The following is a 25,179-nucleotide window of genomic DNA, read 5'->3' as shown; positions in this document are numbered from 1 at the left end:
TTTTGGGAGGACGGCATCATGCGCGATTACACCAAATTCTATATCAATGGGGCGTGGGTCGAGCCGGCGGTGGCCAACCCGATCAATGTGATCAACCCGGCCACCGAAGACGTCGCCGGCCAGATCAACCTGGGCAGCGCCGCCGATGTCGATCGTGCCGTCGCCGCCGCCAAGGCCGCCTTCACCAGCTTCAGCCGCACCAGCGTGCAGGAGCGTATCGAGCTGCTCGGCGCCATCGCTGGCGAATATCAGAAGCGCTACAACGACATGGCTGCCGCCATCACCGAGGAAATGGGTGCGCCGGCCTGGCTGTCCAACCAGGCGCAAGCGGCGCTCGGCATCGGCCATGTCGCCACCGCGATCGAAGTGCTGAAGAATTACAAGTTCGATGAACTCAAGGGCACGACGCTGATCACGAAAGAGCCAATCGGTGTGTGCGCCTTCATCACGCCGTGGAACTGGCCGATCAACCAGATCGCCTGCAAGGTGGCGCCGGCGCTGGCCGTGGGCTGCACCATGGTGCTGAAGCCGTCGGAAATCGCGCCGTTCAGCGCCTATATCTGGACCGAGATCCTGCACGCGGCGGGCGTGCCGGCCGGCGTGTTCAACCTGGTCAACGGCGATGGCCCCGGTGTGGGCACGGCGCTGTCGGGCCACAAGGATGTCGACATGGTCAGCTTCACCGGATCGACCCGCGCCGGCATCGCGGTCGCCAAGAACGCTGCCGACACCGTCAAGCGTGTCGCACAGGAACTGGGCGGCAAATCGCCCAACATCGTGCTTCCCGATGCCGATCTGGTGAAGGCCGTCACCGGCGGCGTGCAGAGCGTGATGATGAACAGCGGCCAGAGCTGCAACGCCCCCACCCGCATGCTGGTGCCGCGCGAGAAAATGGCGGAAGCCGCCGCCATCGCCAAGCAGGCGGCCGAAGCCACCACTGTGGGCGATCCGAACGGCAACAGCGCCATGGGGCCTGTCGTCAGCGAGACCCAGTGGCACAAGATCCAGGGCCTGATCGAACAGGGCATTGCCGAAGGCGCCACGCTTGTCGCCGGCGGCCCCGGCCGTCCGGAAGGGCTGGACAAGGGCTATTATGTGAAGCCCACCATCTTTGCCGACGTCACCAACGACATGACCATCGCCCGCGAGGAAATCTTTGGCCCGGTGCTGGCCATGCTGCCCTATGACAGCGAGGAACAGGCGATCGCGGTCGGCAACGACACCGTCTATGGCCTTGCCGCCTATGTGCAGGGCGAACCGGCGCATGCCCGAACTGTCGCCCGCCAGTTGCGTGCCGGCCAGGTCAACATCAACGGCGCCGGCCTTGATCTGATGGCGCCGTTCGGCGGCTTCAAACAGTCCGGCAATGGCCGCGAATGGGGCGATCACGCCTTTGCCGATTTTCTGGAAGTGAAGGCGATTATCGGCTGGGGCGAAGCTGCCGCGGCGGAGTGAGCTGTTTCCCCTCTCCCCTTGCGGGAGAGGGCGACTCGCGCGCCAGCGCGGCGGGGTGAGGGGGCACCCGCGTTGGCAGATTTGGCTTACCCCTCACGGGCCGCCTTCGGCGTCTCTCGCCCTCTCCCGCAAGGGGAGAGGGGATGGAGTTTGAAATGACCATCCACACCCCCATCTGTGACCTGCTCGGTGTCGAGCACCCCGTCCTCCTCGCCGGCATGGGCGGCGTTTCCTATGCCGAGGTCTGCGCGGCCGTCTCAGCTGCCGGTGGCTTCGGTTCACTGGGCATGGCCGGCCTGCCGCCCAAGTTCATCGCCGATCAGATGGCCCGCGTGAAAGACCTGACCGACAAGCCGTTCGGCGTCGATCTGCTCACCGCGCAGCCGGAAACCCTGACCGCCAGTGTCGATGTGATCATCAAGGGCGGCGCCAAGGCGTTCATCGCCGGGCTGGGCGTGCCCATCGCCATCATCACCGAGCTGAAGCAGGCCGGTGTGGTCGTGATGTGCATGGCCGGCAATGTGAAACACGCCATCAAGGCCGCCGAAGCCGGCTGCGATGTGATCATCGCGCAAGGCACCGAGGGCGGCGGCCACACCGGCAGCGTTGCCAGCGTGGCGTTGTGGCCACAATGCGTGGATGCCGTCGATATCCCGGTGGTTGCGGCCGGTGGGCTGTATGACGGCCGCGGGTTGGCGGCGGCGCTGGCCTTTGGCTGTGTTGGCGTGTGGATGGGCACCCGCTTCATCGCCAGCCACGAAGCCCATGCCGGCCAGGCCTACAAGGACGCCATTGTCGGCATGAGCGAGAGCGACACGGTGATCAGCCGCGTGTTCACCGGCAAGACGCTGCGCGCCATTGTGAATGACAGCAACCGCGATTTCGACAATCGCACCGCCAAGCCGTTCGCCGCGCAGGTGATGGAATCAGTGCAGCTCAACCGCCTGGGCCCGATTGCCGGCGTGCTTGACGTGATCCCCGAAACCCAGTGCCTGGCGGCCGGGCAGGGCGGCGGCGGCATCACCGAAGTGCTGCCGGCCGGCGAAATCGTCCGCCGTACGGTGGCGGAAGCTGAAAGCGCCCTGGCGGGCATGCGGAGGTTCGGATGATTCGCACCCTTGTTCTGGCGGCACTGCTCGCCACCCCGGCGCTGGCCACCGATGGCCCGGTGTTCATCGGCTTCGGCAGCCACACGCCGGTGGAATATGATCTGGTCATCGCCAAGGGCACGGTGCTGCGCCATGTCTATGATGTGACCGCCGCCACGCCGGGCAAGCGGAACCCCGGTTTTGAAACGGCGGCGCGCTTCATCAACTCCCATGTCAGCAATGGCATGGCGCTGCGCGATGTCGCGGTCGCAGTGGTCATCCACGGCCCGGCGATTGCCGAGCTGACCAAGGCGCCGGTCTATGCCGCGCGCAACAACGGCGCTGCCAACGCCAGCCAGGCGATGGTGGAGGAAATGCTGGCCAAGGGCGTGCGCTTCGTGGTGTGCGGCCAGGCCGCCAACGCCATGGGCGTGAAGAAAGCCGATTTGCTTCCCGGCGTGGAACTGGCAATCTCCGCCAGCAGCGCCCATGCCATCCTGCAGGCGCAAGGCTATACGCTGAACCCGTTCTGAAAGGTGACCCCATGATCCGCGCTGCCGCCCTCTCCCTGATGCTGCTGTCGGCGCCGGTGCTGGCGCAATCGCGCGAAAACTTTGTTGCTGGCCCGGTGCTGCCAGATCTGGGCCCGATTGCGCCGGTGGACAGCGACCTGCCGTTGCCCAAAGGCACCAAGTTCAAGATTGATTTCGACGTGGCGGCCAAGACACCGCCGGGCACGCTCAGCCGCCAGATCGAAACCGCGGCGCGCACGCTCAACATGCATGTCGCCGCCGGTGTGCGACAAGAAAATGTGCAGATCGTGCTGATCTTCCACGGCCCCTCCGCCGCCGATCTGCTCAAACCCGAGGTCTATGCCGCGCGCAACGACGGCAAGACCAACGGCAGCATGGATGCGATCCGCAAGCTGATCGGTGCTGGCGTCGAATTCTATCTGTGCGGGCAGACGGCTGCGGGCCAGAACATCACCAAGGCCGATCTGCTGCCCGGCGTGAAAATGTCGCTCTCGGCGATCACCGCCCACGCCGTCTATCAACAGCGCGGCTACACGCTCAATCCGTTCTGATCGGAGTTGGCCGGCGATCTCCAACTGCCGTTTGATGCAGTTGACCTCATCGCGCAGCGGTGCGTGCGCGGCGAAATGGGGTGGCTTCGGAATCGCCGGCCGTGTCGCGCCGCAGCCCGGTCATAGCACTGACCAGTTCGGCCAGGCGCGTCCCTTGCTCGACCGCCGTCGAATGGACAATTGTTGATCGTTGCAGCCTTCTCTTGCCGGGTTGCCAAACCTCGGCACACGCCAAAAACCGGCATTCGCATGGGCCAGCGAAGTCGTCGAACGGACCGGGCTTTGCCTGTTCGCTTTCACGTCGCGCGGTTCAGATCGCTGCATTGTGTGCAGGTTTGCGCGATGGGCGAAGCCAGGTTCCGACCGGGTCGGCGTCGTCAAAGAGGCGCCATGCATGACGTGGCTGTAGCGTTCGTGACCCCAAAAGTGTCGGTAGGGCTTACACTTCGGAAAATATTTGATTGATCCCGATTTAATGTCGGCCATATGTTTCAATGAGTTAATGAAAATTAACCAAATTGGTATAAAGTTTGCAGGTTATCTGGTCGACACACTGGTTGCATACCTGCACTCGGGCGTCAGATAAGCTTTCAAGGGGCATGAACACGTGAATATCAAATCGATCATCGGCGGGGCAGTTGCTGCTATCGCCATCACCAGCAGCGCGCAGGCCGCAAATCTTGTCGTCAACGGCGGCTTTGAAACCTGGGGCCTCGGCGCTGCATCTGATGAATTCTCGACGCAATATGGTCCGGGCAATGGCCAGCTGCAGGGCTGGACGACGACCGGCCTGGCGTTTGTTTTCGTGCCCGGCGATCCCGATGCCGTCGGCCGCTACGGTGGTTTCGCGTTGTGGGGCCCGTCGAACGGCGTCAACAACGGCCTGACGACCAGCAGTCAGGGTGGCAATTACATCGGTTCCGATGCCGATCGTGGCTTTGGTGCCCCGATCACCCAGACGCTGACCGGCCTGACCGTCGGCAAGACCTATAATGTCTCGTTCGAATGGGCCGCCGCACAGCAGTCCGGTTTCTTTGGTGACACCACGGAATCCTGGGAAGTCTATCTGACGGATTCGGGCAACAGCCAGATCGCCAACTTCCAGACGGCGATCCTCAACAACCCGGAAAAGGGCTTTCAGCCGTGGCGCAATGAAATCTTCAGCTTCGTTGCGACCGAATCGTCGCACGCGCTGACGTTCTTCGCCAATGGTGGCCCGGGTGGCTTGCCGCCGTTCGCGCTGCTCGACAATGTCTCGGTTCAGCAAGCCGTTCCCGAGCCGTCGTCGTGGGCGATGCTGATCGCCGGTTTCGGTATCGTCGGTGCGGCAGCGCGTCGCCGCCGCACGGCAATCGTTGCTGCCTGAGGCTTGCGGCGTATAATGAATGCCGGCGGGGGAAACCCTGCCGGCATTTGTTTTTGGAGGGTGAGTTTTGGACGCGACGACCAGCCTTTTCGGGTCGCTGCCCGGCTTTGCGCTTTCGGTGGCGCGGCTTTGCATGTGGCTGGTCATCCTCAGCGTCATCTTCGTGCCGCTGGAACGGCTGTTCGCGCGCACGCCGGCGAAATGGGCGCGGCCGCAGATCCGCAACGATCTCTTCTATTATTTCCTCTCCAGCCTGTTCCCGGCGGCGCTGATGGCGCTGCCGCTGGCGCTGCTGGCCAAGCTGGTGGCGCTGCTGGTGCCGGCTGGGTTCCATGACTGGGTCCATCAATTGCCGGTCTGGGCCGCCATCGCCGCCGGGCTGGTCGTTGCCGATATCGGTTCTTATTGGGGCCATCGATTCAGCCACGAATGGCCGCTGGTCTGGCGCTTTCATGCGCTGCACCACAGCGCAGAGCATATCGATTATCTGGTCAACGGCCGCGCCCATCCGGTCGATATCATTTGGGTGCGCATGGCCGGGCTGGTGCCGGTTTATATCCTGGGGTTGGGCAGCACCGCCGGCGCCGGCTCGATCGTGCCCGCCGTCATTGCCATCGTCGGCACGCTCGCCAGCTTTTTCGTTCATGCCAATGTCCGCTGGCGCTTTGGCCCGCTGGAATGGCTGGTGGCGACCCCGGCCTTCCATCATTGGCATCACAGCAAGCACGACCATATCAACCATAATTACGCCGCAACGTTCCCCTGGATCGATGCGATGTTCGGCACGCTGTACCTGCCCAAACACTTCCCGGCCGAATATGGCATTGCCGAACCTGTGCCGACGACCATCACCGGCCAGATGCTGGCGCCGTTCGAACAGCGTCGTGCGGCGGCAATGTCCGCACGAGATTGACGTTTCCAGGGCATGGCATACGCAACGCCTTGCCGTACCAACGCAGGCGCTCCGATCTCGCTATTTGAACTGCAAACGGCAGCTTCTGTCGCGAGCAGCCGTTGGGAGATCGACACTGGAACGACCGAGACTGGTTCGATACCAGCCTGCCCGGCTTGCGCCCGAGGCAGCGGACCTGGCGATCACCCCTTCAAACTGGGCACCAGCGCGGCGGCATCCTCCGCACTTGTCTCCGGCCCCGGCACCCGCACATCGATCTGCCCGCTCGCCGCCAGGTGGATGGCGCGGCGGATGCGGTTGTAGGTGCCGCAGCGGCACAGGTTGGTGATGGCGGTGTTGATGTCGTCGTCGGTGGGCTGCGGCTTGTCCTTCAGCAGCGCGGCGGCGGCCATGATCATGCCGGATTGGCAATAGCCGCATTGCGGCACCTGAACCGCGATCCACGCCTGTTGCAGCGGGTGGTCGCGATTGTCGGACAGGCCTTCGATGGTGGTGACGAACGTGCCTTCCAGATCGGCGATGCTCACCTGGCACGACCGCGTCGCCTTGCCATCGACATGCACGGTACACGCCCCGCACAGCCCGGCGCCGCAGCCGAACTTGGTGCCGGTCAGCCCCGCGGCATCGCGCAGCGCCCACAGCAGGGGCGTATCGGGGGCCATCAGAAATTCGACAGGATTGCCGTTCACGGTGAACTTGGTCATGCCAACTGCATAGTGTGTGGGAGGCTCCAATGGAACTGACGACTCTCGATTACCGGGTGGATGACGGCATTGCGCGGGTGACGCTCAACCGGCCCGCCGAGCTCAACACCATGAACAAGGCGTTCTGGCCGGAAATGATCGCTGTGTTCCGTGCCATCGATGCCGACCCGGCGGTGCGTTGCGTGATCATCGCGTCGACCGGCAAGCATTTCACCGCCGGGCTCGATCTGAAGATGGCGGCGAGCGGTGCGCTGGCCAACAGCGGCGCCGATGCCGGGCGCCAGCGCGAGGCCTTCCGCCGCCATGTGAAAGAGCTGCAGGAAAGCTTCAACGTGATCGACAATTGTCGGGTGCCGGTGATCGCGGTGTGCCAGGGCGGCTGCATCGGCGGCGGTGTCGATCTGGTGACGGCGTGCGATATCCGCATCTGTACCAGTGACGCGTTTTTCGTCATCCAGGAAATCAACATCGCCATCGTCGCCGATGTCGGCACGTTGCAACGCATCCCGCATCTGTTGCCGCAGGGGCTGATCCGCGAGTTGGCCTACACCGGCCGGCGCTTCCCGGCCGCCGAAGCCGCAACCTGGGGCTTCGTCAACCGCGTCGCCGACGGCCAGGAGGCAGCGCTGGCGGCAGCCGAAGCCATGGCGCGCGACATCGCCGCCAAATCGCCACTGGCCATCGCCGGCATCAAGCAGGTGTTGAACCATGGCCGCGATCACAGCGTGGCCGATGGGCTGGAATATGTCGCAGTGTGGAATGCCGGGATGTTGCAGGGCGAGGATGTCGCCACCGCCGTGCGCGCGCAGATGGCCAAGCAACAAGCGGTCTTCGCTGATCTGATAGCCTGATGCGACGTTGCAACAGGCGCGTTTCGGCTTGCCTGTTGCGATGCAGCACGGCATAGAACCGTCATCGTTCGGCGGCCGGGTCCGCCCGTTTCAGGCCAGAGGCAATATGCGCCGCTTTTTGCAAATGATGTTCGCCGCCGGAGCAATCCTTGCTTCGGGGCATGGTGCCGCGCAGGAAGCGGTCGCTGCCGCGCCGGTGCCGCCGGTTGCCGCCACCGCGGTGCCCACCGGCACGATCGAATTGACGGCGCCCACCGCCGGCATTGGCCAGCCCAGCGGCGGTTGGGAGCTGCAGAAGCCGATGACCGACATTGCGGTCGAAGCACAGAACATGGTCGATCATGTGCTCAACCCGGTGATGGCCGGCACGGCGGTGTTCGTGCTGATCCTGCTGGCCTGGACGGTGTTTCGTTATCGCGCTGGTGCCAATCCGGTGCCGTCGAAAACCAGCCACAACACCACCATCGAAGTGATCTGGACGGCGGTGCCGGCCTTGATCTTGCTGGTGATCGCGGTGCCGTCGTTCCGTTTGCTCGCCAATCAGTACAGCCCGCCAAAAGCCGACATCACGGTGAAGGCGACCGGTCACCAATGGTATTGGGAATATGAATATCCCGATCAGGGCGGCTTCACCTATGATTCGGTGATGCTCACCGAAGCCGAATCCGCCAAACGCGGCACGCCCCGGCTGCTTGATGTGGACAATCGCCTGGTGGTGCCGGTTGGCGCGACGGTGAAGATCCTCACCACTGCTGCCGATGTGATCCACAGCTTCGCCATGCCGGCCTTCTATGTGAAAATGGACGCAGTGCCGGGCCGCATCAACGAAACCTGGTTCAAGGTGGACAAGCCCGGCGTCTATTTCGGCCAGTGCAGCGAATTGTGCGGCTCGCGCCATGCCTACATGCCGATCGCCGTCGAAGTGCTGCCGCGTGACAAGTTCGATGCCTGGGTGGCTGCCAAGCAGAAGGAAAACGGCATCGAGCCGCCCGCCGCTGCTGTTGCTGCCGCAGCCGCCGCTCCCGCCGAAGCCGCCGCGCCCGTCGCTGCGCCGGCCGCCTGATCAGTCAAGAGGACGCCTAGACCATGGCTCACGCCGCCACCGCCGGAGCGCACGACTCCCACGATGACCACAAGCTGGGCTTTGTCCAGCGTTGGCTGTTCTCGACCAATCACAAGGATATCGGCACCCTCTACCTGATCTTCGCGATCATCGCCGGCACCATCGGCGGCGCGATTTCGGGCATGATGCGCCTGGAACTGGCGCAGCCAGGTATCCAGTATCTGACCTTCATGACCCAAGGGAATGTCGATCAGGCCAACCATCTGTGGAACGTGTTTATCACCGCGCATGGCCTGATCATGGTGTTCTTCACCGTGATGCCGGCGATGATCGGCGGTTTCGGTAACTGGTTTGTGCCGATCATGATCGGCGCGCCCGACATGGCGTTCCCGCGCATGAACAATGTGTCGTTCTGGCTGCTGGTGCCGTCGTTCCTGCTGCTGTGCGGATCGATGTTCGTCGAGGGCCCGGCGGGTGCCAATGGCGCCGGCACCGGCTGGACCGTGTATCCGCCGCTGTCGACGCAAGGCCACCCCGGCCCGGCTGTGGACATGGCGATCCTGTCGCTGCACATCGCCGGTGCCTCGTCGATCCTGGGTGCGATCAATTTCATCACCACCATCCTCAACATGCGCGCGCCGGGGATGACCCTGCACAAGATGCCGCTGTTCGTCTGGTCGGTGCTGGTCACCGCCTTCCTGCTGTTGTTGTCGCTGCCGGTTCTGGCCGGCGCCATCACCATGCTGCTGACCGATCGCAACTTCGGCACCCACTTCTTCACCAGCGATGGTGGTGGTGATCCGGTGCTTTACCAGCATCTGTTCTGGTTCTTCGGTCACCCGGAGGTGTACATCCTGATCTTGCCCGGTTTCGGCATTGTCAGCCAGATCGTCTCCACCTTCAGCCGCAAGCCGGTGTTCGGTTATCTCGGCATGGCCTACGCCATGGTCGCCATCGGCTTCATCGGCTTCATCGTGTGGGCGCACCACATGTTCACGGCCGGCCTGGATGTGAACACCAAGATGTATTTCACCGCCGCGACGATGATCATCGCGGTGCCCACCGGCATCAAGATCTTCAGCTGGATCGCCACCATGTGGGGCGGGTCGATCAAGTTCGACACGCCGATGCTGTGGGCGATCGGCTTCATTTTCATGTTCACCGTGGGCGGCGTCACCGGCGTGCTGCTGTCCAACGCCGGCGTCGATACCTATTTCCACGACACCTATTATGTGGTGGCGCACTTCCACTATGTGCTGTCGCTGGGCGCCGTGTTCGCCATCTTCGCTGCTTGGTACTACTGGTTCGGCAAGATGTTCGGCAAGCAGTACAACGAAACGCTCGGCCGCCTGCACTTCTGGGTGTTCTTCATCGGCGTGAACGTGATGTTCTTCCCGATGCACTTCCTGGGGGCAGACGGCATGCCGCGCCGCATCCCGGATTATCCGGATGCCTTTGCCTATTGGAACCAGATCGCCTCCTATGGCTATGCGATCATGGCGCTGGGCATGGTGTTCTTCTTCCTCAACCTGATCGTGTCGTTCTCGTCGCGTCGCAAGGTGGAAGATAACTACTGGGGCGAAGGCGCCACCACGCTGGAATGGACGCTGAGCAGCCCGCCGCCGTTCCACCAGTTCGAAACCCTGCCCGTCATCAAGTGAGGGCTTTCGGGGGCAGGGCGAACCTGCCCCCGATCAGGATATTGCAATGAACCAGATTGCCACTGACGCAGCAACACGGCCAGCCCCGGCCACGCTGTTTGCGGACTGGCGGGATTATTTCGCGCTGCTGAAGCCGCGGGTGATGACGCTGGTGATTTTCACCGCCGCCTGCGCCATGGCGGTCGCCCCCGGCCACCTGCACCCCATGCTGGCCTTCACCGGCATCCTGTGCATCGCGGTCGCCGCCGGTGCGGCCGGCGCGCTCAACCAATGGTATGAAGCCGACATCGACGCCCTGATGAAGCGCACCGCGCAGCGCCCGTTGCCGGCCGGCAAGCTGGCCGCCGGTGAAGCCCTGGCCTTTGGCGTCATCCTCGGCACCGGTTCGGTGGCGATGATCGGCTTGGCCTTGAACTGGGTCGCAGCCTTCTGGCTGGCGGTGTCGATCCTGTTCTATGTGGTTGTCTACACCGTCTGGCTGAAGCGTCGCACGCCGCAGAATATCGTCATCGGCGGCGCTGCCGGGGCGTTTCCGGTGATCTGCGGCTGGGCGGCCGTTACCGGCGATACGCCGCTGTTTGCGTGGATCCTGTTCGGCATCATCTTCCTGTGGACCCCGCCGCATTTCTGGGCGCTCGCGCTGTTCATGGAGGCCGATTACGCCAAGGCCGGCGTGCCGATGCTGCCGGTCACCCACGGCCTGCCGGAAACCCGCCGACAGATCCTGCTCTATTCGGGCCTGCTGGTGCCGCTGACCATTGCGCCGACGCTGCTTGGGATGGCGGATTGGGCCTATGGCGGCACCGCGATCACGCTGGGTGCGATGTTCATGTGGATGGCCGTCAAGGTCTCGCGCAGCACCGCCACCGCGGCCGCACAGATGGTTGCCGAAAAGCAGCTGTTCAAATTCAGCCTGCTGTATCTGGCCTGCCTGTTCGGTGCACTGGTCGCCGATCGGCTGCTGCTGCCATGAATGCCGATCCCGCCAACTGGACCGATGCGGAGCGCACCGCCTTTTACGCCCGCCGCGCATCGCGCAACCGCGCACTTGGCATCCTGCTGTTCGCGCTGGTCGCGCTGTTCTTCGGCATCACCGTGGTGCGGATGACCGATCAGATCAACGCCACGCCCAAACCGGTCGCGGCAGCCCCGGGTGCAAGACCATGAGCGCCACGCCGCTGCAAAATGCCAACCGCCGCGTTGGGGCGCTGGCGGCGCTGATGGCCGTTGCCATGGTCGGCCTCGCCTATGCCGCCGTGCCGCTGTACCGGATGTTCTGCGAAGCCACCGGATTTGGCGGTACCACCCAGGTCGCGGCCGCCGCGCCGATGCGCACCGGCATGATCGGTCGCAGCATCAAGATCCGATTCGATTCCAACGTCGCCCCTGGCCTCGATTGGCGTTTCCGGCCCAAGGTCAATGAAGTGTCGATCCCGATCGGCGAAAAGCGTCTGGGATTCTTCACCGCCAGCAATCGCGGCAACACCGCGATCACCGGCCGCGCCGTCTACAATGTCTCGCCCGATGTGGCGGGCGCCTATTTCATCAAGATCGATTGTTTCTGCTTCAGCGAACAGACGCTGAAGGCCGGTGAAACCGTCGACATGCCGGTCACTTATTATATCGATCCGGCGATCATGGATGATCCGGTGGCCCGCAAGGTCGATGAAATAACGCTCAGCTACACCTTCTACGCGGTGGACAAGCCCGCACCCGTCAAGCTAAGCGGTGCGGCAAAACGTACCATTACAGGATAGGGCCCCAGCCATGGCCGGCAGCAAAACCCACGATTTCCACATTCTCAATCCGTCATCACGGCCGTTCATGATGTCGTTTTCCGTGCTGCTGATGGCGGCCGGTGCGATTGGCTGGATGCACAAGGCGACGTGGGGCATGGGCACCTTCTTCGCCGGCTTTGCCGCGGTCGCGGCGATGTTCTTCCTGTGGTGGAAGGATGTCGTTCACGAAGCCAACACCGGTGATCACACGCCGGTCGTGCAGCTGCACCATCGCTATGGCATGATCCTGTTCATCGCGTCGGAAGTGATGTTCTTCGTCGCCTGGTTCTGGGCCTATTTCAACGCGGCGCTGTATCCGTCGATGCAGGAAGGCATCGAAGGCGTGTGGCCGCCGAAGGGCATCGAACTGCTTGATCCGTTCGTGTTCCCGCTGCTCAACACGCTGATCCTGCTGCTGTCCGGCACGGCGGTCACCTGGGCACACCACGCGCTGATCCATGATGATCGCAAGGGCCTGAAGCAGGGCCTGTGGGTGACGATCGCGCTCGGCCTGATCTTCACCGCCGTGCAGGCCTATGAATATCACCACGCCGAATATGGCCTGGCCGACAGCGTCTATGGCGCCGCCTTCTACATGGCGACCGGCTTTCACGGCTTCCACGTCATTGTCGGCACCATCTTCCTGATTGTCTGCCTGGCGCGGACCTACAAGGGCGATTTCACCGCCCGCCAGCATTTCGGCTTCGAAGCCGCCGCGTGGTACTGGCACTTCGTCGATGTCGTCTGGCTGTTCCTGTTCATCTCCATCTATGTATGGGGGTCGAAGTTCGGCGCCGCAGTCGGCTCTGGCCAGTTTGGCTGACGCGCCCACACCTGCGCGTGTTGCGCTTCGGGGCTGCTGTCCACGCTGTGGCGGCGGCCCCTTGTTTTCTGGCATGCTCGCGTTCGCGCCGCGCTGCACCAAATGCGGTCTGGATTATGGCCGCTTCAACGTCGGTGACGGCGCAGCGGCGTTTCTGATCTTCATCGTCGGCGGCGTGGTGATGGTGGCGACTCTGGTCGTCGATGCAAAATATGCCCCGCCGTGGTGGGTGCATGTGCTGCTGTGGACGCCGCTCACCGTGGGCCTCACCATCGCGTTGCAGCGCATCGCCAAGGGGCTGCTGGTCGCCCTTGAATATCGTGGCGGTGATGGCCCGGCGGCCCCATGATTCGCCGCCTGCCCATCATCCCCACCCTGATCACCGCCATCGGCGTGCTGATCCTGTGCGGGCTCGGCCGTTGGCAGCTGGAGCGCCGCGCCTGGAAACATGATCTGCTCACCCGGCTGGAGGCCGCCGCGACGTTGCCGCCAGTGTCGCCGCGCGAATTTCGGCAGGCGATGCAGGGCGACATCAGCGTGCAATATCGCCGCGCCGCCATCGGCTGCCACGCCGGGCCGCGCAAACCCTATGATCTGCGCCCCGGCAGTTCGGCAGGCGGCACCTCGGGCTATTATGTCGTGGTGTCGTGCCGGCCCAATGATCAGCCGCCCGATATCGTCGCGGTCGCCGGCTGGACCCGCCGGGTGGACGCCAAGGACATGGTGATCGATCTCGATCATGAATTTTCCGGCGTGGTGATCGAACGCCCCTATGGCAACGCGCCGGATCGCCCGCGCTTCATGCTGATTCCGGACACGGCCGTCGCCCCGCTCGGCAAGCCGCAGCAGCCCCGCCCCGCCGATCTGCCCGACAATCACCTGGCCTATGCCGGGCAGTGGTTCGGCCTCGCCGTGGCGCTGTCGGCGATCTATGGCCTGTGGTTGCGGCGGCGGATGGTTGCGCCGCAACGCGCACCCGAATAACGGGAACCCATGCGCTATATCTCCACCCGCGGCCGCGCGCCGGTCCTCGATTTTCAAGGCGCGACCCTGGCGGGCCTGGCCAGCGATGGCGGGCTGTATGTGCCCGAAACCTGGCCGCGCTTTTCGGAAGGACAGATCGCGGCGATGGCCGGGCTGTCCTATGTCGAAGTCGCGGTGCGCGTGTGCCGGCCGTTCACCGGTGACAGCCTGGACGAAGCGGCGCTGCGCGAGATTTTCACCACCGCCTATGGCCGATTCGCCCATGCGGCGGTGGTGCCGCTGAAGCAGATCGATCACCGCCACTTCCTGCTGGAACTGTTCCATGGCCCGACGCTGGCGTTCAAGGATATCGCCCTGCAGGCACTGGGGCTGGTGTTCGAACGCTTCCTCGCGCGCTCCGGCGAACATCTCACCGTGATCGGCGCGACATCGGGCGATACCGGCTCGGCCGCCATCGATGCGCTGGCCGGACGCAGCGGTGTGGAGGTGTATATGCTGCACCCGCACGGCCGCGTCAGCCCGGTGCAGCGCCGCCAGATGACCAGCGTGCTGGCGCCCAACATCCACAACATCGCCATCGAAGGCAATTTCGACGACGCGCAGGCGCTGGTGAAGGCGATGTTCAACGATGCGGCCTTTGCTGGCCGCTTCAATCTGGGCGCGGTGAACAGCATCAACTGGGCCCGGCTGATGTTCCAGGTGGTGTATTATTTCACCTCGGCCTTGGCGCTTGGCGCGCCGCAACGCGCCATCGCCTATGCGGTGCCCACCGGCAATTTCGGCGATGTGTTTGCCGGCTATGTCGCGGCACGGATGGGCCTGCCGATCGAGCGCCTGGTGGTGGCGACCAACGAGAATGATATCCTCCACCGTGCGCTGTCGGCCGGCGACTATAGCGCCGGCAGTGTGGCGCCCACCGATGCACCGTCGATGGACATCCAGGTCTCCTCCAATTTCGAACGGCTGCTGTTCGACCTGGCAGGGCGCGATGGTGCGGCGCTGGCCGCGCGTATGGCCGAATTCGAAGCCACAAAGCGCATGACCCTGCCCGCTGATCAGCGCGACACGGCGGCAACGCTGTTCACTTCACACCGCATCGATGCTGCCGAGATGGTGGAAACCATGCGTTGGGCACAGGCGCACACTGGCGAAATCCTCGATCCGCACACGGCCATTGGCCTGGCGGCTGCCCGCCGCGACACTGGCACGGCGCCAATGGTGACGCTGGCCACCGCCCATCCGGCGAAATTCCCCGCCGCCGTGCTGGCGGCCTGCGGCATCGAACCGGCGCTGCCGACGCGTCTGGCCGATCTGATGAGCCGACCCGAACGCTTCGATATCGAACCGGCTCAGTTGCAGGCGATCGAGGCCTATGTTGCCGCGCGCGCGACTCCGAAATGAACCAGCCCAATCTCACAATCCTGCCCAATGGCCTGACCGTCGCCAGTTGGGCGCTGCCGGGTGTGGAGACGGCGGCGGTGGCGCTGTCGGCCGATACCGGATCGCGCTTCGAATCGGCGCGGCTGAACGGGCTGGCGCATCTGTTCGAACATATGGTGTTCAAGGGCACGCAGCGGCGCACGGCCCGCGCCATCGCCGAAGAGATGGAAGATGTCGGCGCGCAGCTGAACGCCTGGACCAGCCGCGACGCCACCATGTTCCACGCCCGCCTGCTGGCGCGCGATCTGCCACTGGGGGTCGATCTGATCGCCGATCTGGTGACGGGCGCGCGCTTTGATGCCGACGATATTGCGCGCGAAAAAGAGGTCGTGCTGCAGGAACTTGGCGAAGCGCGCGACACGCCCGACGATATCGTGTTCGATCAGTTGCAAGAGGCGGCCTACCCGAATCAGGGCCTGGGCCGCTCCGTGCTCGGCGATGAAGCCAGCCTGGCCGCCATCACCCGCGATGATCTGCTCGGTTGGCAGGCCGATCATTATGCGCCGCAGCGCCTGACGCTGGTGGCCGCCGGCAAGCTTGATCACGATACGCTGTGCCGCCTCGCCGAAGCCGCCTTTCCCGGCCCCGCCACCAATGCCACCGCGCCAACCGACGATCCGGCGCAGTTCGCGCCTTCCAAGCGCCACGACAAGCGCCGCATCGAACAGGCGCAGCTCACCGCCGCCTGGGCCGCGCCCGGCCATCATGATCCGGCGCAGGATGCCGCGCTGCTGTTTGCCCTGGCGGCCGGCGGCGGCATGTCTTCGCGGCTGTTCCAGCAGGTGCGCGAAGAGCGCGGCCTCGCCTACACGGTGTCGGCAGCGGTGCAGCCCTATGCCGATGGCGGCCTGCTCAGCGTTCATGCCGCCACCGATCCGGCGCAGGCTGCCGCTGCCCGCGCGCTGGTCGAACAGGTGCTGCACGAAACCGCCGCTGGGCTGGAACAGGCTGAGCTCAATCGCGCTCGCGCCCAGGCGCTTGCCGGGCTGTTGATGGCATTGGAGGCGCCGCAAGGCGTCGCCGATTTCATGGCGCGCAGTCTGCTTGTCCACCGCCGCATCGTGCCGCCGGCCGAAATCGTCGCCCGCATCGAAGCCGTCACGGTGGATCAGGCGCGCGCGGCCGGGGCCGCCATGCTGGCCCACACGCCGGCGCGCGCCGAGATCGGCCGCCACAAGGCGGCATGAGTCGGGCGCGCATGACCGCACTCCACACCCTCGTCACCGAACCTTGGGCCGATTACGGGCTGATCGATTCCGGTGGCGGCCGCAAACTCGAACGCTATGGCCGGTTCCGCTTCATCCGGCCGGAACCGCAGGCGATGTGGGCGCCGGCCCATCCGGACTGGAAAGCCGACGGTGAGTTCATCGGCGGCAGTGACGAAGACGGAGGCGGCCGCTGGCACTTGCGCAACGTGCCCGAACGCTGGGCGATGCAGCGGCCATCGCAAGCTGGCGCTGTCGAGTTCTGGGCCAGCAACACGCCGTTCCGTCACCTCGGCTTCTTCCCGGACATGGGCGGGCAGTGGGACTGGCTGCAAGCGCGGCTGAAGCCGGGTGACCGCATGCTCAACCTGTTCGGCTATACCGGCGTCGGCAGCCTGGTCGCGGCGCGTGCCGGCGCGCAGGTGACGCATGTGGATGCCAGCAAGAAAAGCGTGGCGGCAGCGCGCGAGAATGCCGTGCTGTCCGGTCTTGGCGAGGCGCCGATCCGCTGGATCATCGACGATGCCTTGAAATTCCTGCGGCGCGAGGTGCGGCGCGGGGCCAAATATCATGGCCTGATGTTCGATCCGCCCAAATATGGCCGAGGGCCCGATGGCGAAATCTGGCAGTTGGAGCGCGATCTGCCCGAACTGGTTGATCTCGCCCGGCAATTGCTCGCCGATGAGGCGCGCTTCATGGTGCTCACCGTCTATGCCATCCGCATGTCGGCGCTGGCGCTGTACCCGTTGCTCGATCAGGCGTTCGGGCCGAGGGGAGGCACCATCGAAGTCGGCGACATGGGCATCCGCGAGGAAACCCGCGGGCTGATCCTGCCCACCGCCATCTTCGCGCGCTGGTCGGCCTGATCAGCCCTGCAACAACGCCTGCCAGCCCAGCGCCACGGCCGCGCCGGCGGTGAGCGGCAGGCGCAGGGCGCGATACCAGCCGGGCAAGCCGCGCCCGCGCCAATCCCAGGCCAGCATCACCAACAGCGCCGCCGCGAAACTGATGAATTGCGCCGCTCGCGTGTTGGCCGGCATCAGCAGAATCAGCCAGCCAAAGATGCTGGGCAGCATGGCCAGACCGATCAGCCGCGCCGGTGCCGGGCCGGCTTGCACAGCCGCACCCCAGCGGGCGCCGCCCAGAAACGACAGGATGATCGCCGACCATGACAGCAGCGCTTCGTTGCATTGCCAGCGGAAATCCGGAAACAGCAGGGTCAACACCGGCGCGGCGAAAAACGGGATCAGGCCGGCCAGCCCGAAAAACAGCACGGCGCGCGGGATGGTCTTCATGGCGCAGCGCCTGTCATGGCCGCCCATAAAGGTAAATGCGGCATTTCAGGCGCGGCAGGCGCGCACGCTGGCTGGCTGCGGCCGCAGACCGGGGCGGAACACCGCCGCATAGCCCTGGGCGATATCGGTGATGCCGACCAGTTCATATCCCATGGCCTTCACCTCGCAGGTCAGCAGCGCCTTGGGCATGCCGTGATATTCCGACGGCCGGTCGAGATCGACGATGACGATGCGCCCGCCGGGTTTCAGGCTGCGCCGCAAGCGATCGAGCAGCAGATAGGGCTGCTCGATCTCATGATACATGTGCACCATCAGCGCCACGTCCACGCTGGCCGCCGGCAACCGCGCATCGGCCATCCCGCCGCGAACGGTGCGCACATTGGTGAATTTGGCCGCCGCCGCTCGCCGCCGCACCAGATCGAGCGCACGCTGCGAGATGTCCTGGGCAAACACCCGGCCCTGCGGCCCCACGATGGGCGCCAGCCGCATGACATAATATCCGGTGCCGGTGCCGATATCGGCCACATTGTTGCCGGCCTTGATGCCGGCGATGCGCATGACGTCGGCGGCTTCGCCCACCCGGTCACGCGTGGCTTCATCGCCCCATTCCAATGCCACCACCGGCGCCACCGGGCGCTGGGGCTTTGGCAGGCTCGCCGGCGCAGCAGCCAGCAACAGCGGGATCAGGGGGAGCAACAGGTGCATGATCTGACTATGACAGCCGAGCATGGCCAAAAAATGTCAGGGGTCGGGCGGCGCAGATCAGTCCGCACTTTGGGGCTGGTTGCGGCTTTCGGGCAGCGCCCGCCAGCGGTTCATCTGGCGCTGGAATTCGTTCAGATCGCGCCCGGCCAGTTCCGCGCCGCCGATGAAGCGCAGCGACACCGGATTGGCCGGCCGGCCGCGCAGCCACACTTCATAATGCAGGTGTGGCCCGGTGGACATGCCCGTCGAGCCGACTTGGCCGATCACCTGGCCCTGCCGCACCTTCTGCCCCGGCTTCACCATGATGCGCGACATATGGGCATAGGCGGTGGCCAGTTCCTTGTTGTGGCGGATCATCACATATTGGCCATGGCCGCCGTGCCAGCCGGCAAAGCTGATCGTGCCGCCGCCGGCGGCAATGATCGGCGTGCCGGTGCCGGCCCCGAAATCGATGCCCTGGTGCATGCGGGAAAAGCCGAGCAGCGGATGCAGGCGCATGCCGAAGCCGCTCGTCATCCGCGCCCCATCCACCGGCGTGCGCATCAGGCCGCGTGACACGCCTTCGCCGCTGGCCTGGTAATATTCGCCCTTGTACAGGCCGATTTCCACCGGTGTCTTGCCCAGCCTCGTCAGCGCGCCGAACAGCAATTTGCCGTGGCGCACTTCGCCGGTGGCGGCGCGGTCCTGTTCGACGATGATGTCGAACCGGTCCGATTTGCCCAGCCCGCGCTGGAAATCCACGACATGGCGCATCTGCTTGACGAACTCGGCGGCCGGCCCGGCCGGAATGCCAGCGCTGCGCAGCGCGCGATTGAGGCTGCCACCGGCCAGGCCATCCACCCGCAGCGGCGACTTGTCCACCGCGATGGGGATGCGCTTGATGGTCAGCGCGCCATCGATGCGGCGCAGCTCCACCTTCAGATCGAAGGCGGCGCGCACCGCCAGTTGATCAAGTGGACGCGGCACCGCCTTGTTCTCGCGCCGGCCCAGCACCAGTTCGGCGCGCACGCCGCCGCCGGGGGTGATCCCGGCCAGCAGGCGGGTGACCTCCGCCACATCGGCACTGCCCACCCCGGCATTGCGCAGCGCCGCGGCAAGCCCGCGCCCACCGATGGTCAGGCTGCGCTCCACGCGCGGGCGTTCGGGGGCTTCGGCCAGCGGGCGCAGCTGGTGGGCATCGACCCGCGGCGCCGCGCCGGTCGCAGCGCCGCGGGCCAGCGGTGCAATCGCGTACAGCGCTGCATCGTCACGCTGGCTGGGGGTGAAGGCCGGCGCGGCGGCTTCATGGATCGGCGCGATCTGGCTGCCGGCCCACAGCGCCGCGCCCACCAGCGCGGCGCAGGCGCCGGCCTTCAGCCACCAGGCGCGGCTGAACAGGCCGATGCCGAGATCAAGATCGAGATGGGCCGGATCAAGCTCGCCGGCGCGCGCGGCGCGCAGCAATTGGGTCGCATCGCCCCTAAGGCGTTTTTGCTGATGATGGAGGCCGGCAAGGCCATCGCCGAGCCGACGCAGCAGGGCGGGTGCATCCCCGCGGCGCGCGCGTGGCAACACCAGATTGCCGCCGGCCGGTGATTGCAATTCCGCGTGGTACAAGGTGCGACCCCCACCGCCGTCCGGCCCGAAACGCCTGGCCAACAGGCGAAGGTCTGCCCGCGGCGAGTCGCCGTGTCAATTCCGCAACAGGCGGCGCGGCGGTCAATCCCGGCCAGCTGTTGCCATCAAACGGTCACTTGCCGCCGAATCGCGGCTGTGCCAGATTTTGGCCATGTCCAGCCGAGCGATGTTCGCATGACAGGATGTTGCCAGCCGATCCGGCCCGCCGGTTCGATTGCCGTCCATTCGCCCGTGCTTGCTGCTTGCTTCGCCCCCCGCTTCTTGCGCCGCCATTGCCACACCCCATTGCGGGCCCGGCCTTCACCCGCCACCTTGCAGGCGTGAATGGCATCGGCGCCTCGTTCAATTCTGCGGGCCATCGTCCCGGCGCGTCGCCTGCGGACGCCAAGATCACCGCCGTGCTCGGCCCCACCAACACCGGCAAGACGCACCTGGCCGTCGAGCGCCTGTGCGGCCATGCCAGCGGCATCATGGGCTTCCCGCTGCGGCTATTGGCCCGAGAGGTGTATGAAAAGGTCGTGGCTGCCAAGGGCGCCCACCAGGTCGCGCTGATCACCGGTGAGGAAAAGATCGTGCCGCCGCAGGCGCGCTGGTATCTGTGCACGATGGAATCGATGCCGCTCGATCGCGAGGCGGCGTTTGTCGGCATCGATGAAGCGCAGATGGGCGCCGATCCCGAACGCGGGCATGTGTTCACCGATCGGCTGCTGCACGCGCGCGGCTATGCGGAAACCATGATCCTGGGCTCGGAAACCATCAAGCCGCTGGTCAGGAAACTGGTGCCGCAGGCCGAAATCATCACAAGGCCGCGCTTTTCCACCCTGGCTTATGCCGGCCCCAAGAAACTCTCGCGGCTGCCGCGCCGCACCGCCATCGTCGCCTTCACTGCGGCGGAGGTTTACGCCATCGCCGAAATGCTGCGCCGGCAAAAGGGCGGCGCGGCGGTGGTGATGGGATCGCTCAGCCCCCGTACACGCAACGCGCAGGTGGCGATGTATCAATCCGGCGAGGTGGATTATCTGGTCGCCACCGATGCGATCGGCATGGGCCTCAACATGGATATTGCCCATGTTGCCTTTGCCGGGCTGGGCAAGTTCGATGGCAAGCGCCAGCGCCGGCTGACGCTGGCCGAAATGGCGCAGATCGCTGGGCGCGCCGGCCGCCACCAGAAGGATGGCACGTTCGGCACGGTGCAACTGGGTGCCGAAGCCAGCTGCGCCTTCACGCCGGAAGAGATCGAAGGGCTGGAGGCGCACCGTTTCGAGCCGCTGAGCCAACTGGTCTGGCGCAACAGCGATCTGGATTTTTCCAGCCTGGCGCGGCTGGTCGCCACCATGGAGGCGCGAAGCCCACGCCCCGAACTGGTGCGCGCCGATGATGCGCTCGATCTGGCCGTGCTGAAGCGGCTGGCCGGCGAGCCTTGGGTGATGCAGCGCGCCAATGCGCGGTTGCTGGGGGAACGCGGCCTGTTCCGGCTGTGGCAGGCGTGCGGCCTGCCGGATTATCGCAAGACCGGGGTGGAGGCGCACACGCGGCTGGCCGGCCGCGTGTTTCGCCATCTCACCGAAGGCGCCGGGCATCTGCCAGAGGCGTGGATTGCCGCCGAAGTCGCGCATCTCGATCGGGTGAGCGGTGACGTCGAAACCATCGCGGATCGCATCGCGGCGGTGCGCACCTGGACCTATGTGGCGCACCGGCCCGATTGGCTGGCCGACCCGGCGGCTTGGGCCGAACGCACCCGCGATGTCGAAAATCGCCTGTCCGATGCGCTGCACGGCGCGCTCACCCAGCGCTTTGTCGATCGGCGCACGGCGGTGCTGCTGAAAGATCTGAAGGCCAAGGGTGCGTCGGCTGCGGTGCTGATCGATGCGACCGGCGAAGTCGCGGTGGACGGCGAGGCCATCGGCCATCTCGATGGTTTCCGTTTCACCGCCGATGTGGCGGCACGCGCCGGTGAGCAGCGCCTGCTGCTGGCGGCCGCCGAACGCCATCTTGTGCGCGAACGCGCCACGCGGGCGCGCCAGCTGGCGGACAGCGAAGACACGGATTTCGCCCTGGATTTCGAACCTTCCGAACCGACATCGCTGCCGCCGCGCCTGTCGTGGCGCGGTGCGCGGGTGGCCGTGCTGCGCAAGGGCCGCGATGCGCTGTCCCCGCGTGTGGAGGTGGACCGCAGCGTCGCCAGCCTGTCTCCCGATGATCGCCGGCGAGTGACGGAACGGCTTGAACGCTTCGTGGCTGACAGCGCGGCGCGCGTGCTGGCGCCGCTGGCCAAATTGTCGGCCCTGCACGGTGATGTTTCGCCGCCGGCGCGCGGCCTGATCGTGCAATTGGTGGCGGCGCTGGGCGTGTTGTCGCGTGAGGCGGTGGCCGAACAAATGGTGGGCCTGACGCGCGGCGATCGCCAGGCGCTGGCGCGCTGCGGTGTGCGGCTGGGGCCGTTGCATCTGTTCATGGCGACGTTGCTGCGCCCGGAACCGACACGCTGGCGGCTGGCGCTGTGGGCGGTGGCCAATGATCTGCTGCAATTGCCGCCGCTGCCGGCGCCCGGCCGGGTGAGCATGGCGGCCGCGGCCGAAACCGATAGCGATGTGCTGGCGGTGGCGGGCTATTGGCGCGTGGGCAGCAGTGGCAATGGAGGCCGCGATGCCATCGCCGTGCGCATCGACATGGTTGATCGGCTGGCGCGCCACATCCACGAACGCCGTGATGGTCGCGTGCCGTTCATGCCCGATCCCAATTGGGCGGCCAGCCTGGGCCTGTCGCGCGATGGGCTGGCGCGGCTGCTGCGCGCGCTGGGCTATCGCCCGCGCCTGGTTGATGGCGCTCCGCACTTCGCCTGGGCCGGCAGACGCCGCCCGCCACTGCCACCACCCGACGCAGTTCCTTTGGCCAGAGGGAATGACGCGTCGCCCTTTGCTGTTCTGGCCGGCATGAAAGGCAGGTAGCATTTGGTCTACGGGGCAGGGCTTCGGCTCGACAAATATCTCTGGTTCGCGCGCCTGGCGCCGAGCCGATCTTATGCCCAGGACCTGTGTGAAAGCCGACGATTGCGCATCGATGGCCGCGTTGTCGATCGGGCCTCGGCGCTGGTGCGTGCCGGCAGCGTGCTGAGCTGGCCGCGCGGTGACGAGATCATCGTGGTGCGGGTGGAAGGCATCCCTGATCGGCGCGGCCCCTATGTGGAGGCGCGGGAATTTTATACCGATCTGACCCCGGATCGCGGGCACCAGGCCGGCGGGCAACTTGCCCTCTTGCCAGAAGGCTTTGCGGTCGCTTAAGGCCGGCGCTGAACCAAGCGGGGCAAAGCCCGACCAGGGGAGATTTATGGCCTACGTCGTCACCGAAGCCTGCATCAAATGCAAGTATATGGACTGTGTGGAAGTGTGTCCGGTGGACTGCTTCTATGAAGGGGAGACCATGGTGGTCATCAACCCCAGCGAGTGCATCGATTGCGGCGTGTGCGAACCGGAATGCCCGGCCGAAGCCATCCTGCCCGATACCGAAGGCGGTCTGGAAAAGTGGATGGAGCTGAACGCCACCTATGCGGCGCAGTGGCCCAACATCACCATGAAGGGCGAAACCCCGGACGACGCCGATTCGCACAAGGGCGAAGAAGGCAAGTTCGAGAAGTATTTCACCGACACGCCGGGCACCGGTTCGTAACGGCGCTGGTTGCGCGGGATTTCGGCCGCGAAATCCCGCGAATCAGCTGCCAAGTGGTGCCGACAATTGCTGATATGAGCAGCGGGATACGCCCAATCGCCGCGCATCGACGCTTTTGTCACGTCGATGTGGCATTTATGACAAGTTTCTGATAGGGAGCGCAAATGGTTGTTGGTCAACGCCACAGCCTATCGCCGGTTCCGACATCACCGCGCCCACCTGCCGGGCGGATGCCGGGCCACGGTCTGGAACAAGGGCAGGCAGTCAGCATGATAGGCCAAACTCGCGTTGTCGCAACTGCTGGTGAACTTAGCCAGCGTTGTCCGTGATTTGGCCCGGCTGCCGCGCAGAATAAAAGGACATGGATCAATGGCACTTGCCAAACCGCTCGGTTTCGAAGTCGGCGACTATGTTGTCTATCCCAAGCATGGCGTTGGCCGTGTCGTGGAGATCCAGCATCAGGAAATCGCTGGAGTCGCGCTCGATCTTTTCGTGCTGCGCTTCGAAAAGGAGCGGATGACGCTGCGGGTGCCGATGAACAAGGTCGAAAGCGTCGGCATGCGCAAGCTGTCGAGCCAGGCAACCATGAACGAGGCGCTGACCACCCTGAAGGGTCGGCCGCGCATCAAACGCACCATGTGGTCGCGCCGCGCCCAGGAATATGAAGCCAAGATCAATTCCGGTGATCTGGTGAGCATCGCCGAAGTGGTGCGCGATCTGCACCGCGCCGAAGATCAGCCCGAGCAAAGCTATTCGGAGCGCCAGATTTACGAAGCGGCCATCGGCCGCCTGGCACGCGAACTGGCGGCGATGGAAAACATCGACGAGCCGGCCGCCCAGCAGAAGATCGAACAGGTGCTGAAAGCCGCCTGATCCGATCGCTGATCTGATCAGTCCCGGCCCAGCCCCGGCCCATCCCCGGCATTGTCCAGCAAATTGCTCTGGTTCCAGGCGTTCAAGGCCGCAGTCTATGCGGCCTTGCTCGCCAATGTTGGGCTGTTCATTCTGGCCGCCGGCGATGTGCTGGCGCCCAAGGCCATTGATCAGATCGGCTGGATCATCATCCTTGGCGTGTTCGAATGGGAAACCGGGCGCTTGCCGCCGGGTGAGGCTCTGACCCGCATCAGCCTGCCAGCGCTGGGTTGCGAACTTGTCGGCTACGCCTGCGCGCTGTTTGCCCTGTCGCATTATCTCGACATCCGCGATCCTGTGGAGATCGCCAATGCGGTGGCGTGGCTCGGCATTTCGGCGCTGATCTGGGTGGATCTGTTCTACCCGCGCGGCTCGCGCGGGTTGAGCCGATCGACACTGCGCTGGACCTTGTACCTGATCACCTTCGTCTGCGCGGTGCTGTGGTGGATCGAAGGTGCCTGGCTGGATTTCTGGGACGGCGCCATCTGGATCATCTGTTTTTTCGTGATTGAAATCAATATTTTCGGCTTGGAATTCGTCCGCGCCAAACGCTGACTTGCGCAGGATCA

The 25,179-nt window shown here is 65.0% G+C and carries 27 protein-coding genes; 23 read left to right on the top strand and 4 right to left on the bottom strand.

Annotated elements, in window-relative coordinates; translation table 11 throughout:
- Positions 1 to 18 precede the first annotated feature (18 nt).
- The 6 genes from AC6UUM_RS00280 to AC6UUM_RS00255 all read left to right on the top strand — a co-directional run bounded on the left by AC6UUM_RS00280 (position 19) and on the right by AC6UUM_RS00255 (position 5,906).
- A complete protein-coding gene (locus AC6UUM_RS00280) occupies positions 19 to 1,455 on the top strand; it encodes an aldehyde dehydrogenase family protein (protein ID WP_500803364.1) in 1,437 nt (478 codons plus the stop codon).
- Between the two features lie 155 nt (positions 1,456 to 1,610).
- On the top strand, positions 1,611 to 2,564 hold the full coding sequence (locus AC6UUM_RS00275; RefSeq protein ID WP_500803363.1) for an NAD(P)H-dependent flavin oxidoreductase: 954 nt from the start codon (positions 1,611 to 1,613) through the stop codon (positions 2,562 to 2,564).
- Positions 2,561 to 3,076, top strand: a complete 516-nt coding sequence (locus tag AC6UUM_RS00270) for a DsrE family protein (RefSeq protein WP_500803362.1) — start codon at positions 2,561 to 2,563, stop codon at positions 3,074 to 3,076. The genes AC6UUM_RS00275 and AC6UUM_RS00270 overlap by 4 nt, the downstream gene beginning before the upstream one ends.
- 11 nt (positions 3,077 to 3,087) lie before the next feature.
- Positions 3,088 to 3,627, top strand: coding sequence for a DsrE family protein (locus AC6UUM_RS00265; protein WP_500803361.1), 540 nt, complete (start codon positions 3,088 to 3,090; stop codon positions 3,625 to 3,627).
- A gap of 607 nt (positions 3,628 to 4,234) precedes the next feature.
- The gene (locus tag AC6UUM_RS00260; protein WP_500803360.1) at positions 4,235 to 4,993 is read left to right on the top strand and encodes a PEPxxWA-CTERM sorting domain-containing protein; all 759 of its coding nucleotides are present in this window, start codon (positions 4,235 to 4,237) and stop codon (positions 4,991 to 4,993) included.
- A 67-nt stretch (positions 4,994 to 5,060) separates the two neighbouring features.
- A complete protein-coding gene (locus tag AC6UUM_RS00255) occupies positions 5,061 to 5,906 on the top strand; it encodes a sterol desaturase family protein (RefSeq protein WP_500803359.1) in 846 nt (281 codons plus the stop codon).
- Between the two features lie 182 nt (positions 5,907 to 6,088).
- Here the strand turns inward: AC6UUM_RS00255 and AC6UUM_RS00250 are convergent, their stop codons facing one another.
- Entirely contained in the window at positions 6,089 to 6,610 is a 522-nt protein-coding gene (locus tag AC6UUM_RS00250) for a (2Fe-2S)-binding protein (protein WP_500803358.1), read from the bottom strand.
- A 29-nt stretch (positions 6,611 to 6,639) separates the two neighbouring features.
- On the opposite strand from AC6UUM_RS00250, the gene AC6UUM_RS00245 reads away from it, so the two are divergent.
- The 12 genes from AC6UUM_RS00245 (at position 6,640) to AC6UUM_RS00190 (ending at position 17,281) form a co-directional block, all read left to right on the top strand.
- Positions 6,640 to 7,461, top strand: a complete 822-nt coding sequence (locus AC6UUM_RS00245) for a crotonase/enoyl-CoA hydratase family protein (protein WP_500803357.1) — start codon at positions 6,640 to 6,642, stop codon at positions 7,459 to 7,461.
- 124 nt (positions 7,462 to 7,585) lie between these two features.
- Complete coding sequence (coxB, locus tag AC6UUM_RS00240; RefSeq protein WP_500803356.1) at positions 7,586 to 8,524, top strand: cytochrome c oxidase subunit II; 939 nt, start codon at positions 7,586 to 7,588, stop codon at positions 8,522 to 8,524.
- 23 nt (positions 8,525 to 8,547) lie between these two features.
- The gene (gene ctaD / locus AC6UUM_RS00235) at positions 8,548 to 10,185 is read left to right on the top strand and encodes a cytochrome c oxidase subunit I (RefSeq protein WP_500803355.1); all 1,638 of its coding nucleotides are present in this window, start codon (positions 8,548 to 8,550) and stop codon (positions 10,183 to 10,185) included.
- Between the two features lie 46 nt (positions 10,186 to 10,231).
- Positions 10,232 to 11,158 carry a heme o synthase gene (locus AC6UUM_RS00230; protein ID WP_500803354.1) on the top strand — a complete coding sequence of 309 codons (927 nt, stop codon included), beginning with the start codon at positions 10,232 to 10,234 and terminating at the stop codon, positions 11,156 to 11,158.
- Complete coding sequence (locus AC6UUM_RS00225; protein WP_500803353.1) at positions 11,155 to 11,352, top strand: cytochrome c oxidase system small membrane protein; 198 nt, start codon at positions 11,155 to 11,157, stop codon at positions 11,350 to 11,352. Before AC6UUM_RS00230 ends, AC6UUM_RS00225 begins: the two co-directional genes overlap by 4 nt.
- The gene (locus AC6UUM_RS00220; protein WP_500803352.1) at positions 11,349 to 11,942 is read left to right on the top strand and encodes a cytochrome c oxidase assembly protein; all 594 of its coding nucleotides are present in this window, start codon (positions 11,349 to 11,351) and stop codon (positions 11,940 to 11,942) included. The genes AC6UUM_RS00225 and AC6UUM_RS00220 overlap by 4 nt, the downstream gene beginning before the upstream one ends.
- A 10-nt stretch (positions 11,943 to 11,952) precedes the next feature.
- Positions 11,953 to 12,786: a cytochrome c oxidase subunit 3 gene (locus AC6UUM_RS00215; RefSeq protein WP_500803351.1), complete on the top strand. Its 834-nt coding sequence runs from the start codon at positions 11,953 to 11,955 to the stop codon at positions 12,784 to 12,786.
- 73 nt (positions 12,787 to 12,859) lie between these two features.
- A complete protein-coding gene (locus AC6UUM_RS00210; protein ID WP_500803350.1) occupies positions 12,860 to 13,135 on the top strand; it encodes a DUF983 domain-containing protein in 276 nt (91 codons plus the stop codon).
- Positions 13,132 to 13,770: an SURF1 family protein gene (locus AC6UUM_RS00205; protein ID WP_500803349.1), complete on the top strand. Its 639-nt coding sequence runs from the start codon at positions 13,132 to 13,134 to the stop codon at positions 13,768 to 13,770. Before AC6UUM_RS00210 ends, AC6UUM_RS00205 begins: the two co-directional genes overlap by 4 nt.
- A gap of 9 nt (positions 13,771 to 13,779) precedes the next feature.
- Positions 13,780 to 15,171: a threonine synthase gene (gene thrC, locus AC6UUM_RS00200; RefSeq protein ID WP_500803348.1), complete on the top strand. Its 1,392-nt coding sequence runs from the start codon at positions 13,780 to 13,782 to the stop codon at positions 15,169 to 15,171.
- Positions 15,168 to 16,397 carry a M16 family metallopeptidase gene (locus AC6UUM_RS00195; RefSeq protein WP_500803347.1) on the top strand — a complete coding sequence of 410 codons (1,230 nt, stop codon included), beginning with the start codon at positions 15,168 to 15,170 and terminating at the stop codon, positions 16,395 to 16,397. The genes thrC and AC6UUM_RS00195 overlap by 4 nt, the downstream gene beginning before the upstream one ends.
- Positions 16,398 to 16,408: 11 nt before the next feature.
- The gene (locus AC6UUM_RS00190; protein ID WP_500803346.1) at positions 16,409 to 17,281 is read left to right on the top strand and encodes a class I SAM-dependent methyltransferase; all 873 of its coding nucleotides are present in this window, start codon (positions 16,409 to 16,411) and stop codon (positions 17,279 to 17,281) included.
- Here AC6UUM_RS00190 and AC6UUM_RS00185 read toward each other — a convergent pair whose 3' ends face one another.
- From AC6UUM_RS00185 to AC6UUM_RS00175, 3 genes are read right to left on the bottom strand one after another with little or no spacing between them, the layout of a single operon-like run.
- Positions 17,282 to 17,710 carry a DUF3429 domain-containing protein gene (locus AC6UUM_RS00185; RefSeq protein ID WP_500803345.1) on the bottom strand — a complete coding sequence of 143 codons (429 nt, stop codon included), beginning with the start codon at positions 17,708 to 17,710 and terminating at the stop codon, positions 17,282 to 17,284.
- Positions 17,711 to 17,755: 45 nt separating this feature from the next.
- Positions 17,756 to 18,415, bottom strand: coding sequence for a class I SAM-dependent methyltransferase (locus AC6UUM_RS00180; protein WP_500803344.1), 660 nt, complete (start codon positions 18,413 to 18,415; stop codon positions 17,756 to 17,758).
- 57 nt (positions 18,416 to 18,472) lie between these two features.
- Positions 18,473 to 20,053: a peptidoglycan DD-metalloendopeptidase family protein gene (locus tag AC6UUM_RS00175; protein ID WP_500803343.1), complete on the bottom strand. Its 1,581-nt coding sequence runs from the start codon at positions 20,051 to 20,053 to the stop codon at positions 18,473 to 18,475.
- A 308-nt stretch (positions 20,054 to 20,361) separates the two neighbouring features.
- Between AC6UUM_RS00175 and AC6UUM_RS00170 the strand changes: the two genes are divergently transcribed.
- The 5 genes from AC6UUM_RS00170 (at position 20,362) to AC6UUM_RS00150 (ending at position 25,165) form a co-directional block, all read left to right on the top strand.
- Positions 20,362 to 22,980, top strand: coding sequence for a helicase-related protein (locus AC6UUM_RS00170; protein ID WP_500804869.1), 2,619 nt, complete (start codon positions 20,362 to 20,364; stop codon positions 22,978 to 22,980).
- A gap of 3 nt (positions 22,981 to 22,983) precedes the next feature.
- Positions 22,984 to 23,313 carry an RNA-binding S4 domain-containing protein gene (locus tag AC6UUM_RS00165; RefSeq protein ID WP_500803342.1) on the top strand — a complete coding sequence of 110 codons (330 nt, stop codon included), beginning with the start codon at positions 22,984 to 22,986 and terminating at the stop codon, positions 23,311 to 23,313.
- A gap of 46 nt (positions 23,314 to 23,359) precedes the next feature.
- Positions 23,360 to 23,698 (top strand): ferredoxin FdxA, encoded by a 339-nt coding sequence (fdxA, locus tag AC6UUM_RS00160; RefSeq protein ID WP_500803341.1) that lies wholly within the window; start codon positions 23,360 to 23,362, stop codon positions 23,696 to 23,698.
- A 369-nt stretch (positions 23,699 to 24,067) separates the two neighbouring features.
- Positions 24,068 to 24,571, top strand: coding sequence for a CarD family transcriptional regulator (locus AC6UUM_RS00155; RefSeq protein WP_353200294.1), 504 nt, complete (start codon positions 24,068 to 24,070; stop codon positions 24,569 to 24,571).
- A 51-nt stretch (positions 24,572 to 24,622) separates the two neighbouring features.
- Positions 24,623 to 25,165: a hypothetical protein gene (locus AC6UUM_RS00150; protein ID WP_500803340.1), complete on the top strand. Its 543-nt coding sequence runs from the start codon at positions 24,623 to 24,625 to the stop codon at positions 25,163 to 25,165.
- Positions 25,166 to 25,179 lie beyond the last annotated feature (14 nt).

The sequence above is a fragment of the Sandarakinorhabdus sp. genome (assembly GCF_987265915.1).
The sequence above is the reverse complement of the archived record's forward strand: the minus strand, read 5'-3'. Positions and strand labels throughout refer to the sequence as shown.

Coding starts and splice junctions, on each gene's coding strand:
- AC6UUM_RS00280 (WP_500803364.1), top strand. CDS start 19: ATGCGCGATTACACCAAATTCTATATCAATGGGGCGTGGGTCGAGCCG.
- AC6UUM_RS00270 (WP_500803362.1), top strand. CDS start 2,561: ATGATTCGCACCCTTGTTCTGGCGGCACTGCTCGCCACCCCGGCGCTG.
- AC6UUM_RS00230 (WP_500803354.1), top strand. CDS start 10,232: ATGAACCAGATTGCCACTGACGCAGCAACACGGCCAGCCCCGGCCACG.
- AC6UUM_RS00195 (WP_500803347.1), top strand. CDS start 15,168: ATGAACCAGCCCAATCTCACAATCCTGCCCAATGGCCTGACCGTCGCC.
- AC6UUM_RS00190 (WP_500803346.1), top strand. CDS start 16,409: ATGACCGCACTCCACACCCTCGTCACCGAACCTTGGGCCGATTACGGG.
- AC6UUM_RS00215 (WP_500803351.1), top strand. CDS start 11,953: ATGGCCGGCAGCAAAACCCACGATTTCCACATTCTCAATCCGTCATCA.
- AC6UUM_RS00180 (WP_500803344.1), bottom strand. CDS start 18,415: ATGCACCTGTTGCTCCCCCTGATCCCGCTGTTGCTGGCTGCTGCGCCG.
- thrC (WP_500803348.1), top strand. CDS start 13,780: ATGCGCTATATCTCCACCCGCGGCCGCGCGCCGGTCCTCGATTTTCAA.
- AC6UUM_RS00275 (WP_500803363.1), top strand. CDS start 1,611: ATGACCATCCACACCCCCATCTGTGACCTGCTCGGTGTCGAGCACCCC.
- AC6UUM_RS00220 (WP_500803352.1), top strand. CDS start 11,349: ATGAGCGCCACGCCGCTGCAAAATGCCAACCGCCGCGTTGGGGCGCTG.
- ctaD (WP_500803355.1), top strand. CDS start 8,548: ATGGCTCACGCCGCCACCGCCGGAGCGCACGACTCCCACGATGACCAC.
- AC6UUM_RS00205 (WP_500803349.1), top strand. CDS start 13,132: ATGATTCGCCGCCTGCCCATCATCCCCACCCTGATCACCGCCATCGGC.
- AC6UUM_RS00250 (WP_500803358.1), bottom strand. CDS start 6,610: ATGACCAAGTTCACCGTGAACGGCAATCCTGTCGAATTTCTGATGGCC.
- AC6UUM_RS00155 (WP_353200294.1), top strand. CDS start 24,068: ATGGCACTTGCCAAACCGCTCGGTTTCGAAGTCGGCGACTATGTTGTC.
- fdxA (WP_500803341.1), top strand. CDS start 23,360: ATGGCCTACGTCGTCACCGAAGCCTGCATCAAATGCAAGTATATGGAC.
- AC6UUM_RS00225 (WP_500803353.1), top strand. CDS start 11,155: ATGAATGCCGATCCCGCCAACTGGACCGATGCGGAGCGCACCGCCTTT.
- coxB (WP_500803356.1), top strand. CDS start 7,586: ATGATGTTCGCCGCCGGAGCAATCCTTGCTTCGGGGCATGGTGCCGCG.
- AC6UUM_RS00265 (WP_500803361.1), top strand. CDS start 3,088: ATGATCCGCGCTGCCGCCCTCTCCCTGATGCTGCTGTCGGCGCCGGTG.
- AC6UUM_RS00245 (WP_500803357.1), top strand. CDS start 6,640: ATGGAACTGACGACTCTCGATTACCGGGTGGATGACGGCATTGCGCGG.
- AC6UUM_RS00185 (WP_500803345.1), bottom strand. CDS start 17,710: ATGAAGACCATCCCGCGCGCCGTGCTGTTTTTCGGGCTGGCCGGCCTG.
- AC6UUM_RS00210 (WP_500803350.1), top strand. CDS start 12,860: ATGCTCGCGTTCGCGCCGCGCTGCACCAAATGCGGTCTGGATTATGGC.